Below are 16,992 nucleotides of genomic sequence, written 5' to 3'. Positions count from 1 at the left end.
GTGCCGGACCAGCTCGCTGTGACCGCCGAACCTCTGGGAACCGCCGGTATCGACCGGCGGCCTCGCCGGGCGCTGTTCCTCGCCGGGCTGATCATCACCGTCGTCTTCGTCAACTCCTGTCTCGTCGGTCTCCTCGCGGTTCTGCTCCAGCCGGGTATGGACTTCTGGCACGGGCTGCTCGCGGTGCTGTACGTCGGCCCCGTGCTGGCGATCCAGCTGCTGTACTTCAGCCGTCCGGCGGTCCGCCTGGACACCAGGCGCGCGAAAGTGATGCTGGCGGTCCAGGCCTGCCTCGCCTACTTGCCGACCTTGCACTTCGACGCGGCGCTGACCTCGCTGACCACGCTCGCGGCGGGCAGCGCGCTGCTGCTGTTCCGGCCGCGGACCGGGTGGACGGTGTTCGCCGTGCTCATGGCGGCCACGACCTGGATCCTGTGGACCTACGACGCCACCTGGCACGGAGCGGTGCTCGACAGCCTCACCGCGATCCTCTACGGCCTGGTCGTGTACCTGCTGACCTGGCTCGCGCGGCTGGTGACCGAACTGCACCAGGCCAGGACCGAGCTGGCCAGGCGCGCGGTGGCCGAACAGCGGCTGGCCTTCGCGAGGGACCTGCACGACCTGCTGGGCCTCAGCCTGTCCGCGATCGCGCTCAAGGGCGAGCTGGTGCTCCGGCTGCTGCGCAAATCCCTGGTCGGGGCGCGTTCGGAACTCGGCGAGATCACCGGGATCGCCCAGCGGACGCTGTCCGACGTGCGCTCGGTGGCGAGGGGCTACCGGGAGCTGTCGCTCGAGAAGGAGTCCCGGACCGCGGTGTCGCTGCTCTCGGCGTCCAACGTCGCCGTGCGGGCCGACCTGCACCCCGTCGAGCTGCCGGTGAAGTTGCGCACCCTGCTGGCGAAGGTGCTGCGGGAGGGGATCACGAACGTGCTCCGCTACACCGGCGTCGAGCACTGCGAGATCTCCGTGCGGGAGCACGAAGGCCGGGTCGTGCTGGAGATCGTCCACGACGGGACGGCGCACGAGGACCTCCCGGAGGAAACGGCGGAAAGCCTCCGCGAGGTGACCGAGGAGGTCGCCGGGCACGGCGGGGAGCTGAGCGCCGGTCCCGACGCGGCGGGCCGCTGGCGGCTGCACGCCGAGCTCCCGGTGCCCGACCAGATCGAGCCCGCCGAGACGGTGCTGGCCGAGGCGTCCGGCCACTGGTCCCGGATCGACGCCAGGAACGTCCAATGGACGCTGACGGTGATCTTCGTCCTCTTCGGGCTCTCGGCGATGACCCGGGCCTTCATGCTGACCGACGACGTCTGGTCCATCGCGCTCATCGCCGGGTACCTCACCGCGTCGATCACGCTGCAGCTGTCCTACTTCGCCCGGCCGAACGTCCGGCTGCGCTCGCGGCAGAGCTACGCACTGTTGTTCGTCCAGGCCTGCCTGATCTTCCTGCCGCTGATCCCGCTCGGGAACGCCTGGGTGAGCATGCCCAGCCTGTTCGCCGGCACCGCGCTGCTGGTGTTGCCGCCGCTCGCGGGCTGGACGGCGTTCGCCCTGACGGCCGCGGGCGTGCTGTGGATCCGGCTCGCGGCGGGCGCCGACTTCCTGGGCGGTTTCTACACCTTCGCGTCCATGCTGAACACGGGGCTGATGGTCTTCGGGCTCATCTGGCTGGTCCGGCTGGTGACGGAACTGGGTGAGACCAGGAAACGCCTCGCCGAGGTCGCGGTCGCGGAGGAACGGCTGCGGTTCGCCCGCGACCTGCACGACCTGCTGGGGATGAGCCTGTCGGCGATCGCGCTGAAGAGCGAGCTGACCGGCCGGATCATGGACATCGACATCGACCGGGCCTCCGACGAGCTGCTGGAGATCCTCGGGCTGACCCGCCAGGCGCTGACCGACGTCCGCTCGGTGGCCAGCGGCTACCGGGAACTGTCGCTGGACCAGGAGTCCCGGTCGGCGCAGGCGGTGCTGACGGCCGCCGACGTCCAGGTGCGGCTGGAGGTCGAGCACGAGGACCTGCCGCCGACCGTCCGGACGGTGCTGGCCGTGGTGCTGCGCGAGGGCGTGACGAACGTGTTGCGGCACAGCAAGGTCGAACGCTGCGAGATCGCCGTGCGGCGGACCGGCGACGGCGTCTCGCTCGACATCGTCAACGACGGCGTCGGCAACGGGCAGCCGCCGGATCCGGATCGGCCGGGCAGGGTCGAGGCGCCGGGCAGCGGTATCACCAACATGTCCGACCGGGTCGCCGGGCTCGGCGGGGAACTGACCGCCGGGGTCGAACCCGACGGCCGGTTCCGGCTGCGCGCGGTGGTGCCGGTCTAGGCCGTGTCCCGCAAGCCTGTCCGATGGGCTTCGTGATCCAGGTGGTTCCTGGTGGCGCGGGCGGTTCGGCCTCGTACCGGGTTGTACTCGGCTGAACCGCCCGTGCCGCCAGGGGCCGCCTGGGCGCGAAGACCGCGGGCAGGCTCGCGGGACACGGTCTAGATCCAGCCGGATTCCCTGGCGATCCGGATCGCGTCGACCCGGTTGCGCGCGTTGAGTTTCGCGACGATCGAGGTCAGGTAGTTGCGCACGGTCCCGGTGGAGAGAAACGCTTTCGCCGCGACCTCGAGGGTGTCGCGGCCTTCGGCGGTCAGCCGCAGGACGTCGATCTCCCGCGGGGTCAGCGGGCATTCCACGGTGTCCCAGGCGGCGAGGGCCAGGTCTCCGTCGACCATGCGTCTCCCGGCCGCCACGCCGCGCACGGCGTTGGCGAGTTTCTCGGCGGGGGCGTCCTTCAACAGGAACCCGTTCACCTTGGCCGCCAGCGCCCGGCGGAGGGTCCCGGGCCTGCCGAGGCTGGTCAGGATCAGGGTTCTGACTTCGGGAAGCTGCTCGTGGATCTCGGTGGCCGCGGTGAGGCCGTCCTTGCCGGGAAGGTCGATGTCGATGATCGCGACCTGGGTCCGGGAACTCCGCGCGGCGGCCAGGATCTCGTCGCCGGACGCGACTTCGGACACCACTTCGATGTCGGGCTCCAGCCGCAGCAGCGCCACGAGAGCCCCTCTGACGATATGCATGTCTTCGGCCACGAGAACTCTGATCGTCATTACGCCGCCCCCTTCGTGCGCACCCCCACGATCCAACATAAACACGCCGGTACGGAACGCGTTCCGCCGTTCGAGTGATGCGCCCGATCCGTCCGGTTGGCGGCGATACGCCGAATGAACCGGGCCGCTACGAATTCCGCGCCGCATCCGGTCGCTTTCCGTCATCGGGCCACGGACTCCGCACGCGAAACGGCCGCCGCTCGCTTTCGGGGCGCGAGCGACGGCCGGAGAAGGGGTTCTCAGCTGGCCTCGGCCAGCGGCGGAGCGGTGGTGCAGACGGTGGTGAAACAGTTGAAGACCTTGCCGCTCGGCTGGTTGGCCCAGTTGTCGAACCGGTCGATCACCAGCTCGACCTCGTGCCCGGCGGACGCGGTGTCGATCCCCCGGACGGCGAAGAGCGAGCGGACGTTGTCGGTCACAGCGTTCTTCATCGAATGGCTCCCAGGCTGGTCGGGTTTCTCGTTCACTGAGGAAATCGTGCCTGAGCGCCCAGTTCGCAGCCAGTGTCGTGCATCATCGCGGGAATGTGCTTTTTACCTACTCCGGAAGGTTCTTCCGACTGCGCCATTCCCGCGATCATCGCCATCGAATGGAGTAACGCGGACCGTCTCCGATGACGGAACGCGGTTGACCGATTTCTTTGCGAAACCATCACCGACGGTCACGGGAATACCCCGAACAGACCAATCGGTGCGTCCACTGTAGACAGTGGGTCAGGAGCCGAGCAGAGTCGCCAGGCCGGCGTATCCGCCCTCTTTCAGGCGCACGCCGGACGTCTTCGCGTACGCGGCGTCGGCGCGGATCCCGAGCCCTTCGACCATCCGGTTCATGAAGTTGAACAGGGCGCACACGAGCACCGCGTCGTGCAGCGCGGCTTCGTCCCAGCCCGCCGCGAAGACGGCCTCAGCGTCCTCTTCGGTCACCTGGGACGGCGTACGCGTCAGCTTGCCCACGTAGGCCAGCACGGGCTTCATGCGCTCGTCCACGGGCGCGGAGTCGAGGTCGTCCAGCGCGGCGGCCAGAAGTCCTTCCGGCACACCGAAAGCCTCCGCGGTGACGGTGTGGACCCCGTGGCAGTATCCGCAGTCGTTGACGCCGGACACGTAGGCCGCGATCAGCTCCCGCTCGCCCGCGCCGAACGCCGACGGCGCCCGCATGATCAGCTCGTGCAGGTCCAGCAGCTTCGACGCCGGAGCGGGAAACCGCTGGAACAGCTGCAGCAAAGTGGCGTCAGTCGGCAAAGATCCGAGATAGGACATCGTGTGCGCTCCCCTGTTCCGGCCGCCCGTGTTCGGCGAACCCATCGACGTCGTCGCGCCGCAGCCAGCAGGCCGCGAGGCAGGACACCGATGCCGGTCCCAGCCCGGTCACCGTGGCGGTGACGCGCGCGGTCGCGTGTTCCCATTCTCGGCGCAGGGAACCCGCCGACACCATCTCCGGACCTGCTGCGATCAACGGGCGGACCGCGCGCCAGCGGAGGATCCCGGCCTCGATCAACGCTTCGGTACCGAGGTCGAGCGCCTCGTGCCGGGCCTGGTCCACGGCGAGGGCGACCAGGGCAGGCTCGTCGGCGATCCGGGCGAGCCCGACGCCGGCGAGCAGGCGTTCGGCGTCCAGTCCCAGCAGGATCACCCCGGCCTCGGTCGAGGGAGCGTCGTCGATCGACGGCAGGGTGAAGCGGGAGTCGTAGGGCTCAGACACGGGCGACGTCCTTCGTGGCCGTCCGCAGCGGGAGGTCGCGGCGCAGGTTCTCGGCGACGGTGGCCGCGACCCGCGCGGTGGCGACGCGGTGACCGTCGATGTTGCGGGCGGCGGGGCCCAGCGTCATCCCCGCGGCCGCGCCGACGGCGAACACCCGGGGCGCGCCGAGGTAGGCGAAGGTGCGTTCGTCCAATCGCGGCCAGCCGCCGCGGTCGAGGACGGCCTCATCGGGCATCAGGCCGTCTCCGATCGACGGCGTCGTGCCGAGCGCCAGTACGGCGTGGTCGGCGGACACCCGCGAACCGTCTTCGAGATGGAGGCTCACACCGGGCGTCACCTTCGTGATCGCCCTGCCGCGATGCACGATCAGCCTGCCTTCGGCTTCGGCCGCTTCGAGCATCGGGCGGAACTCGAACATGATCGACGCACGCCGGAACCGGCCCATCAGTTCGAGCCTGTCGGTCCAGCTCACGCCGTCGAAGCGAGCGCGGCCTTCGGGCCGGAAGAACGACGAATTGACGTCGGCGCACTGGTAGCGTTCGCCCGGTTCGCGGACCACCCAGTGCACCTCGCGGCCCTGGGCGAGGCCGTTGGAGATCAGGTGCGCGGCGGTGAGGCCGGCACCGACGACGGCGAGCCGCTTCCCGCCGTCGGGAACGGGTTCGTCCCAGTAGCTCACCCCGCGCGGCGGACGGCCGCCGCCCCACCAGGTGTCCGGGGCGGACCGGCGCTCCTCGCCGAGGCACAGCACGACGTGCCGCGCGGTCACGGAGAACCGGTCGGCGCGCACGGTGACGGCGACCCCGGCCGGTAGTACCTCGCGGACCGAACCGCGCCAGGTCCGCTCGGTGACGTGATGGCTCGCCGCGAGATGACGGCAGTAGGCCTCGAAGACGTCGACGGGGACGACCGAGCGGTGCCCGGCCTGCGCCATGCGGATCTCCCGGCGTTCCACCGGGGTGAGCACCGACCAGTGCAGCCTGGCGAAGTCCAGGAGCTCGCAGTCGCGGTAACCCTCGACGCCGGGGTGGTGTTCGTACGGCGACCTCAGCACGCGCTGGCCGAGCAGGTCGATGCGGTCGAAGAACCGGCCGCAGGGACGGCCGTCGCGGTCGACGACGACGATGTCGCGAACACCGTGGTGCCACAACGCGGAAGCGACCGCGAGCCCGGCGGGGCCCGCGCCGACGATGACCACGTCGGCGGCGGGCGGCGGTTCGGCGGTGGCCGCCGCGCGGGTGCCGGGGAGCATCGGCCACTCGCGCCCGCGCGGCGATTCGAGGAGACGGGGTTCCGGGACGAAGGTGATCACCGGCGTGCTCAGCCGATCACGGTCACCGGGACGATCAGCTCGATCACGGGCCGCTGCTTCATCCCGTTGCTGATCATTTCGTCCAGGGTCTGCTGGGACTGCTCGGCGGTGTCGGTCGCGATCGGGCTGTAGCGGGAGTAGGAATAGGTCGGCTTCCGGCCGCCCGCGTCGAGCGAGTACACCTTGAGCACCGCTTCGCCGGGCCGGACTTCACCGTCGTAGAAGGTGAGGCGGCGCTGATCCGGCGTCATGAAGGACTTCGAGAACTGGCGGGAGAGGACGAGCGTGTCGGCGTCGTTGACGAAGGTCGAATCCTCGTCGGTGACGACCTGCATCGCGACCCAGGTCTTGTCGGTCAGGTTGGTCTCCGACTTGATGACCTGCCAGCGGCCCGGTTCCGGGAGATTGACACTCACCGAGATGTCGTGCTCGGTGGTGTCGATCGCCCCGGAGATCATCAGCACCCGCCGCCGGACGTCGGCGACACCGGCCATCTGAATGTCACGTGCGCGTACCCGAGTGGAAACATCCAATCCCGGGAATTCAGGTGATGACATCTTTCACGCCTCCCAGACCTCGATATCGCAATTCAATCCCCGGCATGATCCCCCCAGCCGCAAACACCGGAAGAATTTCACGCTGAACTGGACGATGTCAAGATGAGGAACACATGATCCACTCCCCGCCGGGACTGGTCCATTCGGCGGTACCCGGGTCAGGACTCGTCGGACTCCTCGGCCCAGGCCGCCGCTGGTGTGCCCTGCTCCAGCGCACCGATGTAGACGATCTCGAACGAGGAATCGGCGCGATCGATCCCGATGCGGAGGACGAGATCGTGTTTCACCAGAAAAAGAAACTGATGCGGTTCCCTGCTGTCGCCGAAAATGTCGTAGATGAGGAAGGCGGAGCCGTCCGCCACCGCGAAAAGCGCTTCGTAGACGACATTGCGGTCGGCCTGCGGAGCATTGATCGCCCATTCTTCCAACACCTGCAAACCCGACGTGAGCTGGAGGCGCATAGCCATCCGGAGGCCTCCTCGTGGTCTGGCCGGTTCGCGGGCGATCTTCATGGTCGCGCGCGCGATACCTGGTGGTCTTCTTCGTCCGTGCCGCGGTGCCTAGTTGTAACCGAGGACGATGTGCTCGGCCGGGAAATCGTTTTCGGGGGCCTGCCTCGGCTCCGGAACGACCACCGCCGCGCCGGCCTCCGCGGCCCCGCGCGGGTCGAAATCATCGGTCACGACCCAAATTCGCACCTGTGCCGTCATGACGTTCCTCCCGGCCTTCGATGAACCACTCACTTGACAACCAAGGATGGACCCCTCCGATCGTGACGCGCTCGAGGACCGGCCGAGGTGTCGGTGAGCAAAGGAAAAGTCGCCGCCGGAGGGCTGCCGGTAGTGCCCTTGTGGTACCTCGAAACCCAGGGAGCGCACGATGACCGAACGCCTCGACCCGTACGAGATCTACGCCGACGACGAAGTCGACGTCGATTTGCTTGGCCTGTCGTGGCCCGACCCCGCGGTCCCCGAGCAACGGGATCGGCAATGAGCGCCGCGGAGCGGCAGCGGACCTGTGCGGCCTGCGGGGGCCCGTTCGAGCCTGGGGAGCGAACGGATCTGGAGGCCGTGCTCGACGGAGGGATCCTCTACGTCGCGGTGCACGCCCGCCACAGTACGTACCCGCCGCGGCGGGAAATCGAGGCCGCGCGACGACTCGCGTAAGTCCGTGAAGGCCTCCTTGAAGGACTCTGGGTCCCTCAAGGAGGCCTTCACGGACTTACGCGCACGACTCAGCGCAGCGTCGAGGTACGCCAGGCCGGCGCGGCGAGTGGCGACCAGGCGGAACGGGCAGGCGCCGCGGGCGGGGGCGCGGCGGAGGCCAGCGCGGTGAAGACGGCCACGAGGGCCGCCAGTTCGGCGTCTTCCGGGGCCCCGCGCAGGACCCGGAAGACGGGCGCACTGTCCATTCCGGACGGTGACATGGTTCCCCCGTTCAGATCGGGTGGTTGCCGTGCTTGCGCCGGGGCGCCGCCTTTCGCTTGTCCTGCAGCATGTCCAGCGCTCTGGCGACGGCGGACCGGGTGTCCGCGGGGTCGATGATGTCGTCGACCAGCCCGCGTTCGGCCGAGTACTGCGGGTTCATGAACTCTTCGGTGTATTCGGCGACCAGGCGCGCGCGCAACGCGTCCGGATCGGGCGCGGCGGCGAGATCCTTGCGGAACAGCACGTTGACCGCGCCCTCGGCACCCATCACGGCGATCTGGTTGGTCGGCCACGCCAGTGAGAGGTCGGTCCCGATGGACCGCGAGTCCATCACGATGTACGCGCCGCCGTACGCCTTGCGCAGGATGACCTGGACGCGCGGCACGGTCGCCTCGCAGTAGGCGTGCAGCAGCTGCGCCCCATGCCGGATGATCCCCGAATGCTCCTGCTCGACCCCCGGCAGGAAGCCCGGGACGTCCACGAGCGTCACCAGCGGGATGCTGAAGGCGTCGCAGAACCGCACGAACCGCGCCGCCTTCTGCGACGCCGGGCCGTCGAGCACGCCGGCGAACACCACCGGCTGGTTGCCGACCAGGCCGACCACCCGCCCGTCGATCCGCGCGAGCGCGCACAGCACGTTGCCGGCCCATCGCTCGTGCAGTTCGAAGAACTCGCCGTCGTCGGCCAGTTCCGCGAACACGTCGCGCATGTCGTACGGCTTGTTCGGCTCCACCGGGACGAGTTCGGCGAACCGGGGCCGCCGGTCCTTGCCCGCGTCCCGAGACGGCCCGCGGGAAGCGGGCTCCAGGTAGTTCGACGGCAGCAGCGACACCAGGTAGCGGACGTCGGCGAGGCAGCTCTCCTCGTCGTCGTGCACCACGGTCGCCACACCGGACGACGCGCCGTGCACGTCCGCGCCCCCCAGTTCGTCGTGGCTGACCCGTTCCCCGGTCACGGTCTCGACGACGTCCGGCCCGGTCAGGTACATGCGGGCGGTGTCGCGCACCATGAAGACGAAATCCGCGAGCGCGGGCGAATACGCCGCCCCGCCCGCGCACGGCCCCAGCACGACGCTGATCTGGGGGATGACGCCAGACGCTTCGACCTGGCGGCGGAAGATGCCGCCGTAGCCGTCGAGGGCCATGACGCCTTCCTGGATCCGCGCTCCCCCGCTGTCGTTGAGCCCGATCAGCGGCGAACCGGTGGCGATCGCCAGATCCAGCACCTTGTGGATCTTCGCCGCGTGCGCCTCGCCGAGCGAACCGCCGAAGACGGTGAAATCCTGCGCGTAGACGAACACCCGCCGTCCGTCGATGGTGCCCGAGCCGGCGACGACGCCGTCGGTGTACGGCCGGTTCTCCGCCAGCCCGAGCCCGCTCGCCTGATGCCGCCGGTACAGCTCGATCTCGGTGAAGGAATCCTCGTCCAGCAACAGTTCCAGCCGTTCACGCGCGGTGTGCTTGCCGAGCGAGTGCTGCCGGCGCACGCCGTCGAGCCGCCCTTCGACGATGTGCTCACGGAGCTCGTCGCGCTGGGCGCGCAGCAACGGCATCGTCGGCTGCGGCGGGTGCACCGGTTCGGCGCCGCGGGCGAGCGGGATCACCCGCCCGTCGCCCGCCCTCGGGACCCGGGCGCGCCGCAGCCGGTCCTCCGGCAGCGGCACCACCTCGGAGTCCCCCGTGCGCTGCGCACCCGGATCACCCTGCAGGGTCACGCCGCGTCCCGTAGCCGGGCATCGCGCTCGAGTTCGTCGAGCTCGATCTCGCGCACGATGTCGCGCCAGCACACCCCCCGCCCGAGCCGGGGCATCGTGGTCACCACCGGCGGCCGCTCGGCCGTGGGCGCCGGGGCGGACGGGGTGGATTCGTCGATGGTCATGACATTCCTCTCTTGTCAGGCGGATGCCCTTATCCGGCCGTCGATCTGGTGGTAGCCGCCGCCGTAGAAGACCAGCGAGTCCTGCGCGGTGCCGCGGCTGGAGGCGACCACTTTGCCGAGGAAGATCGAGTGGTCACCGCCTTCGTAGACCTCGGCCAGCTCGCATTCCAGCCACGCCAGCGCGCCGTCGAGCAGCGGGGCGCCGGTCTGCGGCCCGGCCGTCCAGTCCACCGAGTCGAATTGGGCGAGCCCGGCCGGGCGGCGCCAGTCGGCGAAGTACTTCGCCAGGTCCTTCTGGTCCGACGCCAGCACCGTGACCGCGTACGAACCCGCCGTCACGATCGCCTCGTGCATCCGGGCCGCGCGGGAAACGCAGCACAGCACCATCGGCGGCTCCAGCGACACGGACGTGACGGCGTTGGCGGTCATCCCGTGGGCCCGTTCACCCCCGGCGGTCAGCACGGTGACCCCGGTGGCGAACTGGCCCATCACCTCCCGCAACCCGGCCTGCGCGGACAACCGGCGGCGGGCCACGGGCGACGGCAGGCGTTTCAGCACGGGCCGCGAAGGCTCGTCCAGTGTGCCCACGTCATTCCCCCTTGCCATCGACCGCGTACGGGGCCAGCGCCTCACGCAGCTGCTCGGGCACCCGGCTGGGCACCGTGGCCGTGTTCGGGCCGCGCATGCACGCGATCCGCTGCCGCCCGCGGGCCACCAGCCGCTCGCCCTCCGCGGTGAGGTGGACGTAGTCGAAGGTGAACTGGACCTGGGTCTGCGTCAGCTCCTCCAGCCGCAGCCGGATGGACAGCTCGTCGAACGCGGTGATCTCCGCGTAGAACTCGCAATCCACCTTGAGCGTGAAGAGCTTGAGGTCGTCGCGGACCTCTTCGAGCACCGCGGGCGCCTTCTCCTTCAGGAACATTTCGCGGCACCGGCCCTGCCAGCGCACGTAGTTCACGTAGTAGACGTTGCCCACCAGGTTGGTCTCTTCGAACCCGACGGTATGCAGGATCTCGTAGTAGTCGGCCATGTCAGTTCTCCTCTCCCTGGAGCACCGCGAAGACGACGGGATCGGGCCGGTCGTTGACGGTCGTCACCCAGGTGGCGATGCGGGCACCGCCGTGGGAAAGCACCGCCCAGCCGTCCGGGTCGACCCGGTGCACGGTGAGCGCCTGTGTCATGTCCCCGGTCTTGCGCACGCATTCCAGCGCGCTCCAGACCCTGGTGTGCGCGACCGAAAGCGGCTCGCGGGCGTCCGCGGCGAGCAGTTCGCCCACCGACAGCAGATCCTCGCCGAGCAGCCCCGCCCAGTCCTCGGGCGTCCGCTCGATCGCGGTTTCGACGTCGCACGCGACCCGGCCGCCACCCGCGATCGCCAGGGTGAGGTCGGCGCTGTGCGACGCGCTCACCTCGACCCCGTCGGCCTCCGGTTTCCCGTCCGGGCGGTACCGGATCTCGAGCGGGGCGTCGACCGCGCGGCCGGCGGCCAGTGCCGTCTGCGCCCGCCGTTCCGGCGTGGTCTCCACGGAAACGCCCACCGGGTCCGGTTCGACGACGATCGCGCGGGACGAGCCGAGCAGTCGTTCCACGGAACGCTCCAAATAGGACCCGAGCATCGACGGGACCCAAGGCCCTTCGCCGTCACGCTTGCGCACCGCGCGCAGCTTCAGCCCTTCCCACCGCTCGACCAGCTTCCCGTCGGGGTTGCGGACGTCGAGGTCGTAGAGGTAGCTGTCGCCGTCCTGCGAACGCTCGCGGGCGTCGAGGAGCACGTACTCCGGGTCCTGCTCGCCGGGTTCGGCGAGGTACAGCCGCTCGATCCCCTGGGGCAGCAGGGTCGCGTCCGGGACACAGCACTGGATCGCGTGCATCATCGCGTCACGGGTGCCCGGGTCGGCCAGCAGCTTCTCCTGCGGGAGGAACGGCGCGAACCAGTCGACCTCGGCGCCGGTCGCGATCTCCGCGACCGCGTGCCGCGCGCTGGCCCGCCGGTACCCGGTGACCCGCTGGAACCGCTTGCCCTGGAACAGGACCGTGCCGTACAGCTCGGTCGTCGGGTCGACCGGGACGGGCGGCAGCGCGACGTCGCGGACGACGGTCTCGCCGAGCGGATCCGGCCGGGAGAACCGCAGCCGGGCCCGGAAGTGGTCGGCGCTGAACCCGGTCTCCCCGCTGCGCAGCACCACGTCCACCGTTTCGGCGTCCCTGGCCAGCGCGGCGAGCCGGATCGTGGTCGACCCGCCAGGCGAGACGATGATCGGGCGCAGGAACTCGACGTCGGAGAGCACCGGCGCCGGCAGCGTTTCCGCGCCGAGGGCGGCCTTCGCGACCTGGGTCATCGCCTCCATGCCGATCACCGCCGGGAACAGCAGCTGACCGTCGAGCAGGTGGTCGGCCAGATACGGGTCGCTGCCCGCGGACAGGTCGGCCTCGGTGATCAGCTCGACCCCCGGGTAGTGCACGACCGCCCGGTCGACGAAGCGGGTCAGCGGCAGTTCGCGCTTCTCCACCGGCAGGGTGGCCAGTCCCCCGGTCCGGCCGCAGACGACCAGCACCGACGGGGCGGTCGGATCGCCGACGACCTGGCGGAGGATCTCGATACCCTCCTCGGTCGGGATCGGGGTGATGCCGTCGCGCATCAAAGCGCTGACGACACCGAGCTTTTCGCCCATGCCCGTCCCCGACCAGACCGACCATTCGAGGGCGATCGCCCTGGCCTGGGGGTGTTCCTGGCCGAAGCGCACGGTCAGTTCGGTCATCCAGTCGTTGGCCGTGGCGTAGTGCGCCTCACCGCGCAGGCCCGCCCGGCCGATGATGCTGCCGAAGGTCACCAGCAGCTTGATCTTGTCCTGGTCGACGGCGTCGAGGACGGCGTTGAGGCCACCGATCTTCGGGGCCAGCGTCTTGCGGAAGCTCTCCTCGGTCAAGGAGAACAGCGCGGCGGGCTCGTTGCGGCCCGCGCCGTGCAGCACCGCGGTGACGGGGCCGTACTCGGCCTGCACCCGGCCGATCGCGTCGGCCACCTGACGGGCGTCGGTGACGTCGGCGCGTTCGTAGCGGTAGGTGATGCCCGCCGCCGCCATCCGGCCGAGGTTCTCCGACAGTTCGGCGTCGTCGGCCGGGTCGCTCCGGCCGAGCAGCGCCAGTTTCGCGCCGGAGTCCTTGGCCAGCGCCAGCGCGCTCTCGGCGGTGATGCCCTTGCCGCCACCCGTGACGAGCAGGACGTCCTCGGTCCCCAGCGGGGTCCCCTCGGCCTCGGCCGGGGTCAGCGCGGCGAGCTTCGGCACCGTGCGGATCCCGGCGGCGTCGTAGCGGACCTCGCTGAAGTCGTTGGTCGCCGCCACTTCGGCGACCACGGTGGACACCGCGGCGCTGACGGCCTCGGGGTCGACCGGGCCGACGTCGGCGAGATCGACGATCGTGGTGCGGGCCGACGGGTCCTCCAGCCGCAGCGTCTTCGCCAGACCGGAGGCACCGAGACCGTGCTGCACCACGACGAACCGCGTGCCGTTGGGCGCGGCCAGCACCGCGCGGCCCGCGTCGAGGTACAGGCCGACGTCGCCGGAACCGCTGTCGGAGTTCAGGCAGAGAAGGACACCGTCGCCGACACCCGCGGTGGCCAGTGCCGCGCGCAGCGGCTCCGCCAGCGGATGGCCGTCCGGCGCGAACGCCGTCCACTCGGCGGTGGACAGCCCCGGCGTGAGATCGGGCGACGGCTTCGGCGCGACGACGTACTCGACCCCGAACGGCCGGACCCACGGTCCGACGCCGGCGACCTCGGCCTGGTTGCTGTCGGCGGGTTTGGCGGTCTGGGCGAGTTCGTCGATCATCTCGGCGAGTTCACCGAGACAGACGGTCGCGAAGTTCGGCATGCCCTCCAGTGCCGGACGGCCGAGCGCCCTGGTCACGTCGTTGACGAGCTGGCCGACCGTGATCGACGAAAGGTGCAGGTCGTCGAGCGGATGCGTGTCGGCGGTGACCGCTTCGAGCGGCAGTTCGACCCGCTCGGAAGCGAGCTTGCGCAACAGGTCGAGGGTGCTGCTGCCACCGCTCTCCGAAGCCGTTCCGGCCTGGGCCTCGGCAGGCGCGGCGGGGTCGGCGACCCGGTCGCGGGCGAGGTCGGCACCGATGGACGGCGCGGCCTCGCACGGGCTGGCGAGGAACGAGAACTCCCCGTCCACCGGCAGCGTCCGCACGATCCGGCCGTCGAACAGCGCGGAGGTGTCCAGCGGGGCGCCGAACGCGAACGCCGCGCCCGCGACCTTCAGCACCGCGGCCAGTTTCGGGCTGTCGGTGTCGATCGCGAGCACCGGCGTGCCGGGCGCGATCTCGCCGAACAGGCCGGTGAGCACGTGGCCGGGGCCGACCTCGATCACCAGGTCGCTGCGCTCGGCGACCTTCGCGGCCGCCTCGCGGAAACGCACGGGCAGGACCACCTGGTCCCGCAACAGATCGCGCAGGTCCTCGGCGGCGTGCAGGACGTCACCGGTCACCGTCGAGACGACGGGCCGGTCGAGCCTGGCGAAGTCGAACGCGGCGAGTTCCTCGGTCATCGCCTCCGCGGCCGGGACGACCGCCGGCGAGTGGAACGCGTGCGAGACGTTGATGCGGGTGGCGGTGACGCCCTCCGCGCGGGCACGGGCGACCACGCGGTCGATCGCGTCCGACGGTCCGGAAAGGACGGTCTGCTCGGGCGCGTTGTAGCCCGCGATGACGACGTCTTCGCCCTCGGCGAACCGCTCGGCGACCCCGGGCCCGGCGGCGATCCCCGCCATGGCACCGTTTCCGTCGCTCGCGGTCGCCATCACCTTGCCGCGGATCTTGGCCAGCTTGAGGACTTCGCGTTCGGTGAGCGCGCCGCCCCAGTGCAGGGCGGTGAGCTCACCGAGGCTGTGGCCGGCGACCGTCTGAGCTTCGATGCCGAGGCTCTTCAGCACGCGGAGCCCGGCGAGCGAACCGGTGACGATGCGCGGTTGCGCGACCTCGGTGGCGACCTGGTCGGCGCCGGTCGAAAGGCCCGCCGCGCGGTAGATGTCGTCGGCGTGGGCGAAGCGCTTGCGCAGCGCGCCGACCGTGCCGCGCCCGGAACCCTGGCCGGGGAACAGGAAACCGATCTTCGGGTCCTTGACCCGCGAGCCCGCGAAGATGCCGTCGCCGGTGGAGAAGACTTCCGGCTCTCCCTCGCCGAGGAGGTCGAGCAGCTTGGCCAGCTTGCGCTCGGCGTCCTCGGGGTTGGTCGCGACGATCGCGGCGCGGACCGGTTTCCCGGACAGTTCCGCGGAAAGCGTGGCCGCGAGGTCCCCGAGCTCGGCGAGCGAAAGCTTCGGCACGACTTCCAGCAGACCGGTCAGCCTGCCGCGCAACGACGCGGCGTCGTCGGCGTCGAGGAGCAGCAGTTCGCTGTCCTGCCGTCCGGCGACCAGCGAACGGGTCCGCTCGTCGAGTTCCTTGCGCCGGGCCGCGCCCGGCGCCTCGGTGACGGTGACGTGCGAGTTGATGCCGCCGAAGCCCATCGCGGAGACACCCGCGCGGACCGGGTGGTCCGCGGGCCACAGCCCGGCCTCGGCCGGGACGTACATCCGCGCGGAGTCGCCGATCAGCGACTCGTGCGGCTCGAAGTGACCGGTCGCGGGCGGGATGACCTGGTGGTACACCGCCAGTGTGGCCTTGATCAGCCCGGCGACACCGGCCGCGGCCTTGGTGTGGCCGATGTTGCCCTTGATGGTGCTGAGCGCGGCGCGGTCGGCGAGCGGGTCGGCGTCGCGGCGGGCGGTGGAGAGCGCCTCGATCTCGGTGGCGTCGCCCAGCGCGGTCCCGGTGCCGTGCCCCTCGAAGTAGGAAACGGTCTCGACGCCGTAACCCGCCTTCTCGTACGCCCGCTGAAGCGCGAGACGGTGACCCGAGGCCTCCGGACGGGTGATGCCGCCCTTGCCGTCGGACGAGACACCCCAGCCGCCGATGCTGGCGTAGATCCGCTTGCCCTGCGCGATCGCGTCGTCCTCGCGCATCAGCACGAGCATGCCGGAACCCTCGCCGGGCCAGAAGCCGTTGGAATCGGCGTCGTAGACCTTCATCTCCCGCTTGGCGAGCGCGCCGGTCTTGGCGAAACCGATCACCTCGAACGGGTCGATCGACAAGTCGACACCGCCCGCGATGGCGACGTCGAGGTCGCCCTCGGAAAGCGCGTTCGCCGCCGTGACCACGGAAAGCAGCGAGGACGAGCAGGCGCCGTCCACGGTGAACCCGCCGCCGCCGAAGTCGAAGAAGTTGCAGACCCGGCCGGCGATCGTGTTCGCCAGCCCGCCCGCGAGCGTGTCCTCGTCGATCTCGGGGAACGGAGCCTTGTACTGCGCCTCGAGATCGTGAAGGAACTCGGCGGTGTCACCCTCGGCCCAGCCGCGCTCGGCGAGCGCCGCCGCGACCGTGCGGCGCACGTACGGCCAGCGCAGCCGCATGATGTTGGCGCGCGAGAACTCACCGGTCAGGCTGTTGCCGATGACCACGCCGGTGGCGGACCGCGGCAGCCCCTCGCCCTCGGGGTACCCCGCGTCCGCCAGCGCCTGCGCGGCGACGTCGAGGGCCAGCCAGTGCGTGGTGTCGGTCGACCGGAACGTGCTGCCCGCGACCTTGTACTTGATCCGGTCGAATTCCCAGTCGCGGAGAACCGCGGCCTTCTGGGCGTAGAAACGGTCCGGGGCCTTGGGGTCGGGCGAGTAGTAGTCCTCGCGGTTCATCCGCTCGTCGGGCAGTCTCCGGAACGCCCTGCGGCCGGCGAGGACGTTCTCCCACAGTTCTTCCGGGGAACCGGCGTCCGGGTATCGGAGACCGATACCGACAATCGAAATCCGCTCAACGCTCATGCCACCGCACTCCCCTAGCTCTCAACACTCAAGTCACGGAATCCGGTTCCGGCGCCGTTCCCAGAAACGCGGCCGCCGTCCGTTCGCGCAGTCCGGTCAAGCATGAACCGGCGGCGGGTGCGAAGTCTTCTCTCTGGTTGTTGAAGGTGGTCCGGTATTTTCCGCGGT

General features: G+C 70.2%; 16 protein-coding genes. 2 read left to right on the top strand and 14 right to left on the bottom strand.

Annotated elements, in window-relative coordinates:
• A complete protein-coding gene (locus tag ACZ3HL_RS00195; protein ID WP_465529056.1) occupies positions 1 to 2,322 on the top strand; it encodes a sensor histidine kinase in 2,322 nt (773 codons plus the stop codon).
• 158 nt (positions 2,323 to 2,480) lie between these two features.
• Here ACZ3HL_RS00195 and ACZ3HL_RS00190 read toward each other — a convergent pair whose 3' ends face one another.
• From ACZ3HL_RS00190 to ACZ3HL_RS00155, 8 genes are all read right to left on the bottom strand, one after another.
• Positions 2,481 to 3,089, bottom strand: a complete 609-nt coding sequence (locus ACZ3HL_RS00190; protein WP_465422190.1) for a response regulator transcription factor — start codon at positions 3,087 to 3,089, stop codon at positions 2,481 to 2,483.
• A gap of 239 nt (positions 3,090 to 3,328) precedes the next feature.
• Positions 3,329 to 3,520, bottom strand: a complete 192-nt coding sequence (locus ACZ3HL_RS00185; RefSeq protein WP_465422191.1) for a hypothetical protein — start codon at positions 3,518 to 3,520, stop codon at positions 3,329 to 3,331.
• Between the two features lie 282 nt (positions 3,521 to 3,802).
• Entirely contained in the window at positions 3,803 to 4,348 is a 546-nt protein-coding gene (locus ACZ3HL_RS00180; RefSeq protein WP_465527693.1) for a carboxymuconolactone decarboxylase family protein, read from the bottom strand.
• On the bottom strand, positions 4,320 to 4,790 hold the full coding sequence (locus ACZ3HL_RS00175; protein ID WP_465422193.1) for a DUF6187 family protein: 471 nt from the start codon (positions 4,788 to 4,790) through the stop codon (positions 4,320 to 4,322). The genes ACZ3HL_RS00180 and ACZ3HL_RS00175 overlap by 29 nt, the downstream gene beginning before the upstream one ends.
• The gene (locus tag ACZ3HL_RS00170) at positions 4,783 to 6,102 is read right to left on the bottom strand and encodes an FAD-dependent oxidoreductase (RefSeq protein WP_465527691.1); all 1,320 of its coding nucleotides are present in this window, start codon (positions 6,100 to 6,102) and stop codon (positions 4,783 to 4,785) included. Before ACZ3HL_RS00170 ends, ACZ3HL_RS00175 begins: the two co-directional genes overlap by 8 nt.
• Positions 6,103 to 6,110: 8 nt before the next feature.
• Positions 6,111 to 6,596: a DUF6423 family protein gene (locus tag ACZ3HL_RS00165; protein ID WP_465422195.1), complete on the bottom strand. Its 486-nt coding sequence runs from the start codon at positions 6,594 to 6,596 to the stop codon at positions 6,111 to 6,113.
• 221 nt (positions 6,597 to 6,817) lie between these two features.
• Complete coding sequence (locus tag ACZ3HL_RS00160; RefSeq protein WP_340687578.1) at positions 6,818 to 7,126, bottom strand: DUF6235 family protein; 309 nt, start codon at positions 7,124 to 7,126, stop codon at positions 6,818 to 6,820.
• Positions 7,127 to 7,219: 93 nt separating this feature from the next.
• Entirely contained in the window at positions 7,220 to 7,342 is a 123-nt protein-coding gene (locus ACZ3HL_RS00155) for a hypothetical protein (RefSeq protein ID WP_465422196.1), read from the bottom strand.
• 306 nt (positions 7,343 to 7,648) lie between these two features.
• Here ACZ3HL_RS00155 and ACZ3HL_RS00150 point away from each other — a divergent pair, with 306 nt between their 5' ends.
• Entirely contained in the window at positions 7,649 to 7,825 is a 177-nt protein-coding gene (locus tag ACZ3HL_RS00150) for a hypothetical protein (protein ID WP_465422197.1), read from the top strand.
• 68 nt (positions 7,826 to 7,893) lie between these two features.
• Here the strand turns inward: ACZ3HL_RS00150 and ACZ3HL_RS00145 are convergent, their stop codons facing one another.
• The 6 genes from ACZ3HL_RS00145 to ACZ3HL_RS00120 all read right to left on the bottom strand — a co-directional run bounded on the left by ACZ3HL_RS00145 (position 7,894) and on the right by ACZ3HL_RS00120 (position 16,824).
• On the bottom strand, positions 7,894 to 8,070 hold the full coding sequence (locus tag ACZ3HL_RS00145; protein WP_465422198.1) for an acyl-CoA carboxylase epsilon subunit: 177 nt from the start codon (positions 8,068 to 8,070) through the stop codon (positions 7,894 to 7,896).
• Positions 8,071 to 8,096: 26 nt separating this feature from the next.
• A complete protein-coding gene (locus ACZ3HL_RS00140; RefSeq protein ID WP_465529054.1) occupies positions 8,097 to 9,638 on the bottom strand; it encodes an acyl-CoA carboxylase subunit beta in 1,542 nt (513 codons plus the stop codon).
• A 158-nt stretch (positions 9,639 to 9,796) separates the two neighbouring features.
• The gene (locus tag ACZ3HL_RS00135; protein WP_167373498.1) at positions 9,797 to 9,964 is read right to left on the bottom strand and encodes a DUF6222 family protein; all 168 of its coding nucleotides are present in this window, start codon (positions 9,962 to 9,964) and stop codon (positions 9,797 to 9,799) included.
• 15 nt (positions 9,965 to 9,979) lie between these two features.
• Positions 9,980 to 10,552, bottom strand: coding sequence for a flavin reductase family protein (locus tag ACZ3HL_RS00130; RefSeq protein WP_465422199.1), 573 nt, complete (start codon positions 10,550 to 10,552; stop codon positions 9,980 to 9,982).
• Position 10,553: 1 nt separating this feature from the next.
• Positions 10,554 to 10,994, bottom strand: a complete 441-nt coding sequence (locus ACZ3HL_RS00125) for an acyl-CoA thioesterase (RefSeq protein ID WP_126729920.1) — start codon at positions 10,992 to 10,994, stop codon at positions 10,554 to 10,556.
• Between the two features lies 1 nt (position 10,995).
• Complete coding sequence (locus tag ACZ3HL_RS00120; RefSeq protein WP_465527689.1) at positions 10,996 to 16,824, bottom strand: type I polyketide synthase; 5,829 nt, start codon at positions 16,822 to 16,824, stop codon at positions 10,996 to 10,998.
• Positions 16,825 to 16,992 lie beyond the last annotated feature (168 nt).

Source organism: Amycolatopsis sp. NPDC000009, from assembly GCF_055563465.1.
This window is presented reverse-complemented; position numbering and strand designations above follow the sequence as displayed.

Bases quoted from the DNA above. Each gene is read 5' to 3' on its own strand.
- ACZ3HL_RS00160 (WP_340687578.1), bottom strand. From the start codon at position 7,126: ATGGCTATGCGCCTCCAGCTCACGTCGGGTTTGCAGGTGTTGGAAGAA.
- ACZ3HL_RS00140 (WP_465529054.1), bottom strand. From the start codon at position 9,638: ATGCCGTTGCTGCGCGCCCAGCGCGACGAGCTCCGTGAGCACATCGTC.
- ACZ3HL_RS00135 (WP_167373498.1), bottom strand. From the start codon at position 9,964: ATGACCATCGACGAATCCACCCCGTCCGCCCCGGCGCCCACGGCCGAG.
- ACZ3HL_RS00190 (WP_465422190.1), bottom strand. From the start codon at position 3,089: ATGACGATCAGAGTTCTCGTGGCCGAAGACATGCATATCGTCAGAGGG.
- ACZ3HL_RS00180 (WP_465527693.1), bottom strand. From the start codon at position 4,348: ATGTCCTATCTCGGATCTTTGCCGACTGACGCCACTTTGCTGCAGCTG.
- ACZ3HL_RS00125 (WP_126729920.1), bottom strand. From the start codon at position 10,994: ATGGCCGACTACTACGAGATCCTGCATACCGTCGGGTTCGAAGAGACC.
- ACZ3HL_RS00185 (WP_465422191.1), bottom strand. From the start codon at position 3,520: ATGAAGAACGCTGTGACCGACAACGTCCGCTCGCTCTTCGCCGTCCGG.
- ACZ3HL_RS00150 (WP_465422197.1), top strand. From the start codon at position 7,649: ATGAGCGCCGCGGAGCGGCAGCGGACCTGTGCGGCCTGCGGGGGCCCG.
- ACZ3HL_RS00165 (WP_465422195.1), bottom strand. From the start codon at position 6,596: ATGGCCGGTGTCGCCGACGTCCGGCGGCGGGTGCTGATGATCTCCGGG.
- ACZ3HL_RS00145 (WP_465422198.1), bottom strand. From the start codon at position 8,070: ATGGACAGTGCGCCCGTCTTCCGGGTCCTGCGCGGGGCCCCGGAAGAC.
- ACZ3HL_RS00120 (WP_465527689.1), bottom strand. From the start codon at position 16,824: ATGAGCGTTGAGCGGATTTCGATTGTCGGTATCGGTCTCCGATACCCG.